Genomic DNA, 15,627 nt, shown 5'->3' on the forward strand with positions numbered 1-15,627 from the left:
TTAATTCAACTTTTCTTTATCTTTTTTTGAAAATTTAGCATCTAACTTCTCTCTATCGATCTCTTGAATAGTTTTTGAAGAAACTTCTTTTACTTTTGTCTCACCGACGTCAGGTTTTTCTTCAGATTTAGATGGAGCTGCTTTTTTTGCATTTTCAATAGTTTCTTTTACTAAATTACAATATAGATCAATCGCTCTTCTAGCATCGTCGTTACCAGGAATTGGATAATCAATACCATCAGGATTAGAATTACTGTCAAGTATAGCACAAATTGGAATACCTAATTTAGATGCTTCAGCAATAGCTAAAGATTCATAATTTGTGTCAATAATAAAAACTAAATCTGGAACTTTTTTCATTTCTGCAATTCCACCTAATGCTCTTTCTAATTTATCTTTTTTAACACTCATCTTTAATAGTTCTTTTTTTGTAAAGCCTCTATTTTCTGCAACAAGATCAGCCTCATATTTTTTCATCTTTTTAATTGATCCTGAGATTGTTCCCCAGTTAGTTAGCATTCCACCTAACCACCTGTAGTTCACAAAGTATTGTCCAGTTTCTTTTGCAACTTCAGCTATAGCTTCAGATGCTTGTTTTTTTGTAGATACAAAAAGAATTTTACCGTTATTAGCTATTGTATTATAAACTTTTTCTAAAGCTACATTAGTTAATTCTAATGTCTGTGTTAAATCAATAATGTGAATTGAATCTCTTTTTCCAAAAATGTATTTTTTCATTTTTGGGTTCCATCTTAAAGTCTTATGACCTAAATGGACGCCTGCTTCTAATAGTTGTTGGATAGTTAGACTTGGTATTTTCATATTTATTCCCGGTTAAGCCACCACAGTAATTTCCATTTAAGGACCGGAGGTATAAAACCACAAACTGTGTGCGTGTTAATTTAATTTAAGAGTTATTTACAAATTATTTATAGAACAAACAAGTCTTTTTTAATGAATAATGGTGGAAATATCATTGTTTCTGAGGATATTGATAGCTTTCCTGTCAATAAGACGCCTATTTTTTAGTTTAAAGCTAATGTCATTGTTTTCATCGTTAATATTTATTGTTACCTCAGTTGTACCCTCCTCATCCACTAAATCCGATATTTTATCAATTTCTTTAATTGACTTGATGTTAAATACAATTTCATTAACAGGTTTATTAAAGAGATCTTTAAGAGATGCTATTTTTTGAACATTTATTCTTTTAGATTTGCTCTCATCTTTGGAAATGGTTTTGATCAAGGTTATGATTAAAGAACTACCCTCAACTAAAACCTCTCTATTTAATTCTAAAATATCAGAAAAAATAAAGAGCTCAAAAACACTAGTTAAATCAGTAAACTTAATAACACCATACGAATTACCTTTTGCAGTTTTTCTTTCAGTGATCTTTAAAAGTGTAGCTGCAATATTTGCATCTTTTATAGTGTCATCTAGATTAAATTTTGCATAATCAACTATTTTGTAGTCATCAAAAATTTCTTTAAATTGATTTAAAGGATGGTCGGATATAAAAAAACCTATAGCTTCGAATTCTCTTGATAATCGATCTTCAAACTTCCAATCTTCCATATTAAGAACTATTTCATTGTCTTGTTCCTCATCAGAACTAAAAAGATCAATTTGATTTGCTGCTTTATTTTCATAAATATTTTTTGTCTTTAAAATAAAATTTGGAATTGAATTAAATAATGCTTGTCTATTGTTATCTATATTGTCAAAAGCTCCTGATTTAACTAAACCCTCTAATTGAAGCTTATTAATATCTTTAGGGTTAACTCTATTTAAAAAATCATTTATAGATTTAAATTCACCATTTTCTTTTCTTTCGTCAATAACATTTGATATTGCTTCGTAACCGACACTTTTAATTCCACCAAGTGCGTAATAAAAATTATTTTCATCAAATTGAAAGTCTGCAAAACACTTGTTAATATCGGGTCGTATAACTTTAATGTTAATTCTTTTTAGCTCTTCGTGAAATTCACCTAATTTATTTTGGTTTGAAATATCCATTGTCATGGATGCAGCAAAAAACTCTTTAGGATAATAAGTTTTTAAAAATGCTGTTTGATAAGAAATTATAGCATAAGCAGCTGCGTGACTTTTATTAAACCCATATTCGGCAAATGGTTCTATTTTTAGAAATATGCTTGCTGCAACATCTTTGCTAATTCCATTTTTAAGAGCACCAGCAATAAATCCTTGTTTCTGCTTTTCTAGTTCAGCTCTTTTTTTTTACCCATAGCTCTTCTTAAAATATCAGCTTCACCTGCGGTAAAACCTGAGAGTTTTTGTGCAATTTGCATAACCTGCTCTTGATAAATAATAACCCCATATGTAGGTTTTAAAATATCCTCAAGTAGTGGATGCAAGTAATCAGGCGTTTGCCTTCCATGTTTGCAGTCATTGTAAACTGGTATGTTACTCATGGGTCCTGGACGATAAAGAGCCACTAGTGCAATAATATCTTCAATATGGTTGGGTTTCATCTGTAATAATGCTTCACGCATACCAGCGCTCTCAACCTGGAATAATCCAACGGTATTACCAGAAGACAAAAGTTCAAAAACTTTTTGATCATCAAAGTCAATATCTTCAATTTTAAAATCTTTAACTTTTTTATTAATCAACTTTTGTGTTTTATTAATTACCGTTAAAGTTTTTAATCCTAAAAAATCAAACTTAATTAAGCCAGCATTTTCTGCTGAGTACATATCAAATTGCGTAGAAGGTAATAATAAATCTGCGGATGCATCTTTATATAAAGGCACAACTTCAGTTAATTTTCTATCAGCTATTACAACGCCTGCTGCATGAGTTGCTACATTTCTATTTAAACCTTCTAATTTCAAAGAAAGATCAGTTAATTTTTTTACACGTGGATCTTCATTAACTAATTTTTGAAGTCTTGGTTCGCTATTAATACATTCAATTAAGCTTAGAGGTCTAGAAGGATCAAAAGGTATCATTTTTGAAATACTATCAACAAAACCATAAGGTAAACCTAATACTCTACCAACATCTCTAATAACCATTCTTGCTTTTAATTTTCCAAATGTAATTATATGGGCAACACTATCTTTATATTTTGTAGTTAAATATTTAAAAACAAGATCTCTTTTTTCCTCACAAAAATCTATATCAAAGTCAGGCATTGACACACGGTCAGGATTTAAAAATCTTTCAAATATTAAATTAAATTTAATTGGGTCAACATCTGTAATAGATAGGCACCAAGCAACAAGTGAGCCTGCTCCAGAACCTCTACCAGGTCCTACCGGGATATCATTACTCTTGGCCCATTTAATGTAGTCAGATACAATCAAGAAATAACTAGGATATTTCATTTCAATTATGATCTTTAACTCATGATCTAGTCTGTCTTTATATTTTAAAAATTTATCATCAGATTTTAAGTTATTTTTTTCAATTTTAAAAACTTTGAGAAATTTTTCTTTCAATCCGTCTAATGAATCTTTTTTAAGTATTTCATCAGCACTACCTTCTTTTTCAGAACTAATATTTGGAAGTACAGGTTTGGAAAATTGTGGTCTAAAATTACATTTAAATGGCAAATTGAAGTTATTTTCTAAAGCTTCAGGAAGATCTGAAAATAGTTTTGACATTTCTTCATTCGATTTAAAGTAATGTTGGTTACTATATTTAATTCTATTCTTTTCATTAACATAAGTTTTAGAACCAATGCAAGTTAACGCATCATGAGCTTCGTGCATGTCAGGTGTTAAATAATAAACTTCATTAGTAGCAATAATTGGTATTTTAACTTTTAAAGATTGTTCTAAATTGAATTTTTCAAAAGCAATTTCATTTTGATCACCGTGCCTTTGGATTTCTAAATAAAAATTATCATTAAATTTTGATGATAAACTATTATATAGTTTTGATATTTCGTCTAAACGACCTTTTTCAAATAATTTACCAAATAAACCTTGAATAGTTCCAGAAAGTAAGGACACACCCTCCGTATCAATTAAAAGTTCCTTAATATCTAAATGAGGGTCTGATAAAGCATCATTTTCAAGGTAAGATCTTGAGGAGAGTTCTATGATTTTCTTATATCCGTTTTCGTTAAGAGCTATCAAGGGTAATAGTCCTGTCGTATCTTCAAATCTAAAATAAATTTGAGTGCCAATAATTGGTTGTGTACCAACCTTAGAAATACTTTCAGCAAACTCCAATGCACCACATAAATTAGATGTGTCAGAAAGACCCAAACAAGGTATTTTTTTTTCTTTACAAAAATCTTTTAAATTATCAATTTTAATAGCTCCTTCACAGATTGAGTACTGTGTGTGAATTTTTAAATGATTAAAATTTTGATTATTTAATTCTGGCATTGATAGTTCTTATATTACCATCAATCATTTCTAATTTGCAATCAGCCATATTTGCAAAAAATCTATTGTGAGTTGCATAGATTATTAATCTATTTTTATTTTTCAAATTATACAAAACATTAAAAACCTCTTTGGCGGTAGTGTGATCTAGACTGCCAGTAGGCTCGTCTGCTAATATAATTTCTGGTTCATTAATGAGTGCTCTAGCCATTGCAATTCTTTGCATTTCACCACCTGATAATTCTGAAGGAAAATGTGACTCACGTGATGCAAGACCCATTGTTTTTATAATTTTTTTAGCTCGATTGATTGAATTGTTTTTGTCATTAGTTAAAGCCAGACCAGCTAAATACACATTTTCTAATGCAGTAAAATCTGGAAGTAAATTATTTTGTTGATAGATAATACCAATTTTACTTGATCTAATTTTGTCATTTTTTGAATTATCGTTAAAGTTTACTGGTGTATTGCCAATTAACAAAGAGCCGGTAGTAGGTTTATCTATCATTGATAAAACATTTAGTAATGTAGATTTTCCTGATCCAGATGGACCAACTAGAGAATAAATCTTACCTCTTGTAAAAGAATAATTAATTTTTTTTAAAACATTTATTTTTCTATTGTTAGAAAAAGATTTTGATATGTTCTTTAATGATATCAAACTATTCATACTTAAGTCCTTTAACTGGGTCTAATTTTGAAGCTTTTATAGCTGGAAAAATTGAAACAATAATAGTTATAAAAATTGAACAAAGAGAAATAATAAAAATTGATGTCGGGTTGATTTCTGAAGGCATTGTGCTTAAAAAATAAATCTCTTCAGGAAACAAACTAATATTAAATGTATTGCTTAAAAACTCTCTCAAGTTTTCTATATACAATGAGAACAATACGCCTAAAAAAATTCCGAAGAAAGTTGCTGTAGTTCCAATAATAACTCCGACAAGAAAAAATATTTTAACAATGGATTTATTTAAGACACCGATAGACTTTAGTATAGCTATATCTCTTGTTTTATTTTTAACCAGAATTGTAAGCCCAGAAATAATATTAAAAGCAGCCACTATAATAATTAAAGATAAGATTATAAACATTACATTTCTTTCAACCTTTAACGCGGAAAATAATGAACTATTCATATCGGCCCAACTATATACAAATTCATTTTTAAATATTTTTTCAATTTTATTTTTTTTTTCTTCAATATTAGATGGGTTATTTAAGTAAATTTCTAAGTTACGCTTTTCTTTTTTAAGATTAAAAAAGTCTTCCAGTGTGTCTAAATTTATGAAAGCTATGTTAGCATCAAAATCAGCTAAACCACTATCAAAGATTGAGCTAATTATAAAAGTTTCTTGTCTAGGCAAGCTTCCTATAATCGTTTCTATGCCTACTGGAGACATAATTGACACTTTATCACCCACACCAAGATTTAAATTAAAACTTAATTCTTTACCTATTGATATCGAATTCTTTGTTAATTGGTTTGATTTACCAATTAAATTTCCTTTTTTTACAACATCAAGTTTTAGAAAGTTTTCACTGTTGTAACCTCTTAAAATTAGGCCTTTAGTGTAGTCTTTACTAATGATAATTGCTTCACCTGAATTACTTAGTATTAATTCTTTTGAAATTAATTTTAGATTTTCATTATCTAATTTGTCCAAACTGATAGAGCTCTCGTATGGCTTAACGGTAACATGAGCATTAAATCCTATAATCTTATTGATTAACTCTGTTCTAAAGCCATTCATAACGGACATCACAATAATTAACACTGCAACTCCTAAGCTAATTCCGATAAATGAAAAAATAGATATTACATTTAAAAAACCGTCTTTTTTTCTGGTTTTTAGATATCTAAGTGTAATTTCTTTTTCTAATGTAGAAATCAATTTTTTAATTTTTGTTCAGTTAAAATTTGAGCTATTTGATCTATGCTTAAACTTTTGGGATCTTTTCCAATTTCTTTAAACTCTAATAAATCACCCTCTGATTTTTTTCCTAAAATTATTTGATAAGGTACACCTATCAAATTAAATTTTTTAATTTTAGATGAAAGATTTTCATCCATATCATCGATAATTGTATCAATATTTTTACTTTCAAAATGTTTAAAAAGTTTATTTGCTTTGTCTAATGCAGATGTGTCATTTTTATTAATCATGGGTATTATGGCAAGTTCGTATGGTGCTACAGAGAATGGCCATTTCATTATTTCGTCTTTTTCATCATATTTGGCCTCTATAATTGCACCAACTAATCTCGATACACCTATTCCATATGATCCCATTTTAACAAAGTCTTTTTTACCACCTGGAAGATCTACAGCTGCATTTAGAGCTTTTGAGTACTTATCTCCAAAATAAAAAATATGACCTACTTCTATGCCTTTTGTAATAAGTCTATTTTTTTCAGATACTTTTTCTTCAAATTCATCTTTATTAAATTTTTCATCAGCTACAGCATAATATTGTTCATATTTTTTCCTTAAATCATGTAAAGATTTTCTATCCATTTCAGACCCTTCACTATCTAAATCAAAAACTCTTTTATCTGTAAAAATTTTACTTTCACCAGTATCTGCTAAAATAATAAATTCATGAGAAAGATTTCCACCAATTGGTCCCGTATCAGCTGCCATTGGTATTGCTGAAAGTTCCAATCTCTTAAATGTTTTTAAGTATGAGAAAAAGAATTTATTATATGAGAAAGTTGCATCTTCATCGTTTACATCGAACGAATATGCATCCTTCATATAAAACTCTCTGCCTCTCATTATTCCAAATCTTGGCCTAACTTCATCTCTAAATTTCCATTGTATATGATATAATAATTGAGGTAGTGATTTATAGGATTTAACACTTGATCTAAATATATCTGTAACTAGCTCTTCATTTGTTGGTCCATAAAGCATTTCTCTACCTTGGCGGTCTTTAATACGGAGCATTTCATCTCCATAATCATCATAACGACCACTTTCTTTCCAAATATCACTAGGTTGGATAGTTGGCATAAGTATTTCTTGAGCACCAATTTTGTTCTGTTCTTCTCTAACTATTTGTTCGATTTTTTTCATCACTTTAAAACCTAAAGGAAGCCATGAATAAATACCCGCAGAAGATTGCTTAATCATACCAACCCTTAGCATTAACTGGTGTGATTTAATTTTTGCTTCTGATGGGTTGTTTTTTAATATTGGTATGAATGATTTTGAAATGTACATTTTTAGCTAATTATATATCTTAAATTTAAATATTCATATTTTATCAATAAATAAATTATCACGAAAATAACAGTTGTAATACCAGTACAATAAATGAATTTTTTTAACATTTTAGGATTTTCTGGAGAACCAGCGTCTTCACCTTCAATTTTGACAGATTTTAGTCTATTTACATCAATTGGAAGGATCGTGAAAAAAACTATCCACCAAATTATTATATAAATTATAGCAAGACCTGTTGCGCTCATCTAGATTCTTACTAGATTGATATTTATAAATGGTCTTTTACCAGTCAATTCTTTGGCACATTTTCTACATGTAATTTTTAATGCATCAATTAAATTATATTCTTGCTTTTTACTTTTTATAGAAAAAGTTCTAGTTGTTTTTTCTATTGCTTCTTCTAATTCATATATAAACTCATCAACGTCATAAACAGGCAACCCCCTAAAAGTTAATACGGGTCTATTATGGATATTGCCTTTTGCTGTGATTAAAATAGTAACCTCCATATATCCATTTGCACTAATATTTTTTCTATCTTTGATTGATTGAGCATCTTCTTCAACACTCATATTTCCATCCAAGTAAAGTCTACCGCTTGGCGCTTTATCAAAAACATGTGGTTTACCTGGTGCTAATTTTACAATATCCCCATTTTCTACTTGAACAGGGTGTGGAACTTTCATTTCATGTGCGAATTTCATATGTTCAATCATATGTCTGTGCTCTCCATGAACAGGGACTGCACATTGAGGTTTAACCCAATCATACATTTCTCTTAGATCGTCTCTATTTGGATGGCCAGAAACATGAACAAATTCACTTTCCTCTGAAATAACTTCAATGCCATCCCTAACTAATTGATTTTGTAATTTGTATAATTTTTTTTCATTACCTGGAATAATTTTGGATGAAAAAATAACAGCATCATCTTTTTCGATGAATACATCTGGATGAGTATAGCTTGAAATTCTCATTAATGCTGCCATGGGCTCACCTTGGCTACCAGTACAAAGATAAACTATTTTTTCTCTAGCAATCTTTTTTGCTTCACGAGCATCTATAGGTTCGATAACATTTTTTAAATATCCACATTGTCTTGCTGCTTTAAATATTCTATGCATGGATCTTCCTACTAAAGATATTTGTCTACCAGTTTTTTCCGCACAATAGAAAGCTGTTTCCATACGTGCAACATTTGATGCAAAAGAAGCCATAACAATTCTTTTTTTAAGGCTACCCATAATATTTAATAAACTTTTTCTAACATCTAGCTCTGAACCAGCTTTTCCCATACTAAATACATTTGTTGAATCACAAACCATAGCAAGAACACCTTCTTTACCAATTTCTTTAAGTCTGTCAGAATTAATTTTTTCACCAATCAATGGTTCTGGGTCAATCTTCCAATCACCTGTGTGTAGTATTACACCTGCTGGGGTTCCAATTCTAAGACCATTAGGTTCAAGAATTGAGTGGGTTAATGTAATGTACTCTATTTTAAAAGGATCTAAATCTACTGTTCCATTTAATTGAACTATTTTTAGATAATTAGTTGCATCAATATTCTTTTCTTTGAGTTTTTCTTTTATTAAAACTGCAGTAAATGGAGTTGCAAAAATTTTGCATTTTAATTGAGGCCAAAGAAGTGCAATTGCACCTATATGATCTTCATGTGCATGAGTTAAAATAATTCCTAAAAGGTCTTCTTTTTTATCTACAATAAATCCAGGGTCTGGGTAAATCAAATCAATTCCCGGTAGGGTGTCATCAGCAAATGTAACCCCTATATCAACCATGATCCATTTATGTTCACCTGGTTTTCCATAGGCAAACAGGTTCATATTCATGCCAATTTCTCCTGAGCCCCCTAATGGGCAAAATAATAGTTCATCTTTCATATTTATTTAATTAAAGTGGTGGCTCTGATTAGGCCGTTAATTGTAATATCTTTATTTAATGTTACTTTCGTTTTTGTTGAATTTTTGAATAAATTAGAAAACCCTCCAGTAATAATTATTTTAAAGGACATCTCCGTCTCTTTCTTAATTAAATTAACAATATTGTCAATTAAACCCTCATAACCCCAAAAAAAACCAGCTCTCACTGCACTAATAGTATTTAAACCAACGACTTTATTTGTTTTTTTTAAACTAATCTTTGGAATTTGCGTTGCCTTATCAGTCAACGTATCAAGTGAAAGCTTAACTCCAGGTGCAATAACACCCCCATGATAGGTGTTTTTAATCAAAACATCAAATGTTGTAGCAGTCCCAAAATCTAAAATTATAAAATTATCCTTGTTATTAATAACGCTAATAGCGTTTGCCAATCGATCTGAACCAATTTGTTTATAGTTAACCTTGATCTTAATCAATTTGTTTAACTTAAGTTTCTTAAGCTCGTGACACTTAATTTTATAAGTTTTATTAAAGAAGTTTTTAATTTTATTAAATGATTTTGGTACAACACTGCAAAATAAACACTTGTTAATTGATTTGTCTTTTAAGCCTAGGCCAAATAAAGATTTATTAAGTAGAGAGTGACTTATTTTTTTTGTTAATAAAGTAACTCTTTTAATAATTATATTTTTAGAGTTTACCAAACAAATTTTGGTTTCTGTATTTCCTATATCACCAACAATAATCATTTTAAATTTTTATCTAAGTTTTTTATATTAAATTTAGGAAACATTGGAATAAAAGTTTCGTAAATTTTTTTTAGTTTTAAAGCAGCGTTATTAGGTGTAATTTTGATACCAGTTAAGTCGAAAAGATTTGTAGTTAAATAATATTTTATAGTTGGACTCTTAATCAAGTTTATACCCACTCCAATAACAATAAATTTTTCACCAGATTTGGTTAATATTTCCTGCAAGATACCTGAAATTTTCATTTTTTTTATCAACAAATCATTTGGTTTTTTAATTGTAATTTTACCATTATAAAAATTTGATAATAATTTTTTAACCAAAAGACAGTTAACTTTTGTCAAATCTTTCAATGATAATTGGACTTTGTTAATTTGAAAAAAAATACTAATAAATAAATTTCCCTTAAAAGAAGTCCATTTTTTTCCATATTGACCCCTTCCCTTTTTTTGTCTATCAGCAATTACAATTCCTGATTTGTTATTGGTATTTTTAATTATTTGTATAGCTAGATCGTTTGTACTATTTACAATTTTAAAATTGAACTTTTTTAATTTCATTAAATAATATTAATTCTAGATATAATTTCCACCAATTTGCTTGGAAAAATAAAGTATAAGAGAATTAATAATGTTGAAAAAGTTAACGATCCTTTTAACCAAATATTATGATCAGTGTCGTAACCTTCCTTTTCTTTATCAAAGTAAATAACCTTGATTATTTTTAGATAATAAAAAGCAGCTATTACTGTTGATAAGAGACCAACAATGGCCAAGAAGTACATTGACTGCTCTATAACAGCCTTAAAAATATAAAATTTTGCAAAAAAACCTGCTAATGGAGGAATTCCTGCCAATGAAAAAAGGATAGCTAACAATGATAAAGATAAAATTGGATGATTTTTTGATAACCCTGATAAATCATCTACAGTCTCATAGTACACATCATTTCTCTTTAACATCAGTAAGCAACTAAAAAAAGCAAGATTCATAACCAAGTATATCGACATGTATACTATAGAGCTTTGAATGCCTTCATTTGAACCAGTAGACAAACCAGCTAAAGCATAACCCATATGGCCAATTGAACTATACGCAATCAACCTTTTGAGATTATTTTGACCAATTGCAGCAATAGCTCCAAAGATCATAGAGGCAATTGATAAAAAGATTAATATAGGTTGCCATTGATTAGTCATATTAACAAAAGGTATATATAAAAACCTTATGAATACCGTAAGTGCAGCAACTTTGGGTACAATTGCAAAAAATAATGTAACGGCAGTCGGAGAGCCTTCATATACATCTGGCGCCCACATGTGAAATGGAACAGCAGATATTTTAAATGCTAAACCGACAAGTATAAAAACAATTCCAAAGGTTAAACCGTAATCAGATGAGTTCATTGCATCACCAATAACATTAAAATTAGTTGATCCTGAAAACCCATAAATTAAAGAACATCCATATAATAATAATCCTGATGATAAAGCACTTAAAACAAAATATTTTAGTCCAGATTCAGATGACTTTAATTGATCTCTATTAAATGATGCTAAGACATATAAAGCTAAAGATTGTAACTCAAGACCTATATAAAAAACCATAAGATCATTTGAACTGATCATTACCATCATACCTAAAATTGAAGAAAGGATCAAAACAGGATATTCTATTAAAAAAATCTTAAATATTTTTAGATACCTTGTTGAAATTGATAAAACAAATGCACCACCTAAAATAGTAAGTATCTTCATAAATGAAGAAAGGTTATCCACAATGTAACCATCATTAAATAGTGAGATATTTTGATCTAACGGATTATTAAAAATTAAAATACCAGTAATCAGTAAAAAACCTACCGCAAGATTATGAACAATATTTGAGCTATTCTTTTTGTACACACCAAGAAGTAATAAAAACATTATAGATAAAGAAATAAAAATCTCAGGTAGTATAAAGTTTAAATTATCCATTAATTTTGTACCTCTGTTATATTCATGATTAAGTTAAAATTGTACATCTCTATTAAATCTTTTACAGAAATTTCAATCGTATTAATAAGAGGTTCTGGGTAAAATCCAAAAAATAAAACTGGTATTGCTAAACACCACAAAATAAATTTTTCTGATTTATCAAGATCAGGCATTTTTAAAAGTTCTTTATTTTTAACCTCTCCAAATACAACTCTTCTATAAAGCCATAACATGTAAGCTGCGCCAAAAATAACACCTAAACTAGCTATAACTGCTACTAAAAAATTATCTTTAAATGCACCCATTAATATTAAAAATTCACCTATAAAACCACTAGTACCAGGCAAGCCTAATGCAGCTAGCGTGAAAAGCATAAATAATATTGAATATTTAGGCATAATTGAAACTAAGCCACCATAAGTAGCTATCAACCTAGAGTGGATACGATCATAAACAACTCCGACACATAAAAACAATGCTGCTGAAACCAAGCCATGACTTATCATTTGAACTATACTTCCTTCAATACCTTGTTGGGTAATAGTAAAAATACCCAATGTAACAAAACCCATATGTGCAACTGAGGAATATGCTATTAACTTTTTCATATCTTCTTGCATCAATGCGACAAGAGATGTGTACACAATAGCAATCAAACTCAAAGTGTAAACTAGCGGAGTAAACAATTCAGAAGCTACTGGAAAAAGTCCTAAAGAAAACCTAATAAAACCATATCCAGCCATTTTAAGTAAAATGGCTGCAAGCAAAACAGAGCCAGCAGTTGGAGCTTCAACATGAGCATCTGGCAACCAAGTGTGTACAGGCCACATTGGTGTTTTGACAGCAAAAGAACTAAAAAATGCTAACCATAATAAATTTTGATATTTAGTGTCTATACCAAGTTCGTAGAGCTGAGTTATATCTGTGGTTCCTGATATCCAGTAGATCGAAATTATAGCAATTAACATTAAAACAGAACCAAGTAAAGTGTATAAGAAAAATTTAAATGCCGAATATACTCTTCTTGCTCCACCCCATATTCCAATTATTAAAAACATAGGTATCAATCCAGCTTCAAAAAATAAATAAAATATAACAAGATCAAGAGAGCAAAAAACTCCAATCATTAAACTTTCCATTATTAAGATAGCAATTAAAAAATCTCTTAGTCTATTTTTAATTGTATTGTTAACTGAGATTATGCAAAGTGGAGTTATTAGTGATGTTAAAACAATAAATAAAATTGATATTCCATCGATGCCTACTTTGTAATTAATAAATCCTTTTAACCACTCTCTATCTTCAACAAACTGAAAATCAGATGTGGTTGGGTTAAACTGATACCAAAGATATATAGAAATTAAAAAATTAACAAATGAAGTAAATAAGGCAACATATTTACCTGTATTAGAGTTTTTATCTTTCGAAAATAATAAAAATAAAGATCCTATTATAGGAAGTAATATTAAAGATGATAAGATTGGAAAATTCATTATTTTAAAATCAAAAAAGTTAATAATGCGGAAAAACCTAATAATATCATAAATGCATACTGATAGACAAATCCACTTTGAAACTTACTTGCTTTTATAGATAAATTCTTAATTAGTGAAGAAACTCCATCAGGTCCAAATTTATCAATAATTTTAACATCAACAGCCTTCCAAAAAAAGATTCCTAATTTTTTTGAAAATTTAATAAACAAAAAATTATAAAGTTCATCGAAGTACCATTTATTTATTAGAAAATTGTGTAACGGCTTATTTAATTGAGCAATTTGATGTGGAATATTTTTATTTTTAACAAATAAATAATAAGCAACCGGAATAGAACTTAACACAAGTGCAGGTGTTGTTAAAAGAAACCATAAGGGAGGATGTTCTGTACTTAATGGATTTAAAAATTTAATTGAATCTCCCCAAAAACTATTTTCACCACTATGACCAATAAATAAATCTTTAAATAAAAAACCAGCAAAAATAGCTCCAATAGCAAGTATAAATAAAGGTAAAAGCATCACCAATGGAGACTCGTGCATTTCATGAATATTGGTTTTTTTATTATTATAGTCGCCATGAAATGTTTTAAAAATTAATCTCCAAGAATAAATTGATGTTAAAACAGCAGTCAAAATTCCTATGCCAGCAGCATAATATCCAGTTGTATTTCCCTTGAGATACGCAAATTCTATAATTGCATCTTTTGAATAAAAACCAGATAAAAATGGAAACCCGGTAAGAGCCAATGTTCCAATAATCATAAATGCATAAGTGTATGGAAGTTTTTTATAAACACCTCCCATTTGATTAATATCTTGCTCATCTTTAAATGAGTGAATTACTGAGCCAGAACCTAAAAAAAGTAAAGCTTTAAAAAAGGCATGAGTAAATAGATGAAACATTGCAACATTATAAGCACCCACTCCTGCAGCGAAAAACATATAACCAAGTTGACTGCAAGTTGAATATGCGATTATTTTTTTAATATCAGTTTGTACTAAAGCTATTGTTGCTGCAAAAAAAGCTGTAGTCATTCCAACAATTGTAATTATATTTAGTGTAAGAGGTGAGTATTCAAAAATTGGAGAACATCTTACAACTAAAAAAACACCAGCTGTAACCATTGTAGCAGCATGAATTAAAGCTGAAACTGGTGTAGGCCCTTCCATTGCATCTGGTAACCAAGTGTGTAAGAAAATTTGTGCAGATTTACCCATGGCACCTATAAATAAAAGAATACAAATTAAATCGATTGCCCCAATATTCATTCCTAAAAATAAAAGTTTTTTTTCAACAATTTGTGGGATTTGATTAAAAACTTCTACATAGTTTACGGTACCGAATAAATAAAAAATTAAAAAAATTCCTAAGGCAAAACCAAAGTCACCCACTCTATTTACTACAAAGGCTTTTATAGCAGCTGCATTTGCTGTTTCTTTCTTAAACCAAAAACCAATCAAGAAATATGAACAAAGTCCTACTCCTTCCCATCCGAAAAATAACTGAAGGAAATTATCAGAGGTAACCAAAGTTAACATTGAAAAAGTAAAAAGTGATAAATAAGCCATGAATCTTGGCTTATGTGGATCGTGAGACATATAACCAATTGAGTAAATATGAACTAAAGCTGAAACTAAAGTTACAACAACGAGCATTACAGATGATAAAGCATCAACTTTAATAGACCAATTAACATCTAAGGTTCCAGAGTTAATCCAAGTTGCTACAACTACATTATTTTCATATCCATTAACAATAACTTGATAGAATAATATAATTGAGAGAAGTGCTGAAACTGACACAAAAAGACTAGTTACAATTTCTGAATTCCTATCACCTAAATATTTACCAAAAAAACCTGAAGTTATTGAGGCTAATAAGGGCAGAAATATTAAAGATAATTCCAT

11 protein-coding genes and 1 pseudogene are annotated in these 15,627 nt (G+C 29.2%); all 12 read right to left on the minus strand.

What is annotated here, in order from left to right:
• The 12 genes and pseudogenes from rpsB to nuoL all read right to left on the minus strand — a co-directional run bounded on the left by rpsB (position 1) and on the right by nuoL (position 15,627).
• Positions 1–822 (minus strand): 30S ribosomal protein S2, encoded by an 822-nt coding sequence (gene rpsB / locus ABXT61_RS03750; RefSeq protein ID WP_415315919.1) that lies wholly within the window; start codon positions 820–822, stop codon positions 1–3.
• Positions 823–951: 129 nt separating this feature from the next.
• A pseudogene (dnaE, locus tag ABXT61_RS03755) lies at positions 952–4,367 on the minus strand (DNA polymerase III subunit alpha).
• Complete coding sequence (locus ABXT61_RS03760) at positions 4,351–5,037, minus strand: ABC transporter ATP-binding protein (protein WP_415315920.1); 687 nt, start codon at positions 5,035–5,037, stop codon at positions 4,351–4,353. The pseudogene dnaE and the gene ABXT61_RS03760 overlap by 17 nt, the downstream one beginning before the upstream one ends.
• Entirely contained in the window at positions 5,030–6,262 is a 1,233-nt protein-coding gene (locus tag ABXT61_RS03765) for an FtsX-like permease family protein (RefSeq protein WP_415315921.1), read from the minus strand. Before ABXT61_RS03765 ends, ABXT61_RS03760 begins: the two co-directional genes overlap by 8 nt.
• Positions 6,259–7,593 (minus strand): proline--tRNA ligase, encoded by a 1,335-nt coding sequence (gene proS, locus ABXT61_RS03770; protein ID WP_415315922.1) that lies wholly within the window; start codon positions 7,591–7,593, stop codon positions 6,259–6,261. Before proS ends, ABXT61_RS03765 begins: the two co-directional genes overlap by 4 nt.
• Before the next feature lie 2 nt (positions 7,594–7,595).
• Complete coding sequence (locus tag ABXT61_RS03775) at positions 7,596–7,841, minus strand: DUF1467 family protein (protein WP_168606347.1); 246 nt, start codon at positions 7,839–7,841, stop codon at positions 7,596–7,598.
• Positions 7,842–9,497 carry a ribonuclease J gene (locus tag ABXT61_RS03780; protein ID WP_415315923.1) on the minus strand — a complete coding sequence of 552 codons (1,656 nt, stop codon included), beginning with the start codon at positions 9,495–9,497 and terminating at the stop codon, positions 7,842–7,844.
• Between the two features lie 2 nt (positions 9,498–9,499).
• A complete protein-coding gene (locus tag ABXT61_RS03785; RefSeq protein WP_415315924.1) occupies positions 9,500–10,246 on the minus strand; it encodes a type III pantothenate kinase in 747 nt (248 codons plus the stop codon).
• A complete protein-coding gene (locus ABXT61_RS03790) occupies positions 10,243–10,806 on the minus strand; it encodes a biotin--[acetyl-CoA-carboxylase] ligase (protein ID WP_415315925.1) in 564 nt (187 codons plus the stop codon). The genes ABXT61_RS03785 and ABXT61_RS03790 overlap by 4 nt, the downstream gene beginning before the upstream one ends.
• Complete coding sequence (gene nuoN / locus ABXT61_RS03795; protein ID WP_415315926.1) at positions 10,806–12,221, minus strand: NADH-quinone oxidoreductase subunit NuoN; 1,416 nt, start codon at positions 12,219–12,221, stop codon at positions 10,806–10,808. Before nuoN ends, ABXT61_RS03790 begins: the two co-directional genes overlap by 1 nt.
• Complete coding sequence (locus ABXT61_RS03800) at positions 12,221–13,714, minus strand: NADH-quinone oxidoreductase subunit M (RefSeq protein ID WP_415315927.1); 1,494 nt, start codon at positions 13,712–13,714, stop codon at positions 12,221–12,223. The genes nuoN and ABXT61_RS03800 overlap by 1 nt, the downstream gene beginning before the upstream one ends.
• Positions 13,714–15,627 (minus strand): NADH-quinone oxidoreductase subunit L, encoded by a 1,914-nt coding sequence (nuoL, locus tag ABXT61_RS03805; protein ID WP_415315928.1) that lies wholly within the window; start codon positions 15,625–15,627, stop codon positions 13,714–13,716. The genes ABXT61_RS03800 and nuoL overlap by 1 nt, the downstream gene beginning before the upstream one ends.

The sequence above is a fragment of the Candidatus Pelagibacter sp. Uisw_137 genome, assembly GCF_047720245.1.
Classification (GTDB): Bacteria; Pseudomonadota; Alphaproteobacteria; order Pelagibacterales; family Pelagibacteraceae; genus Pelagibacter.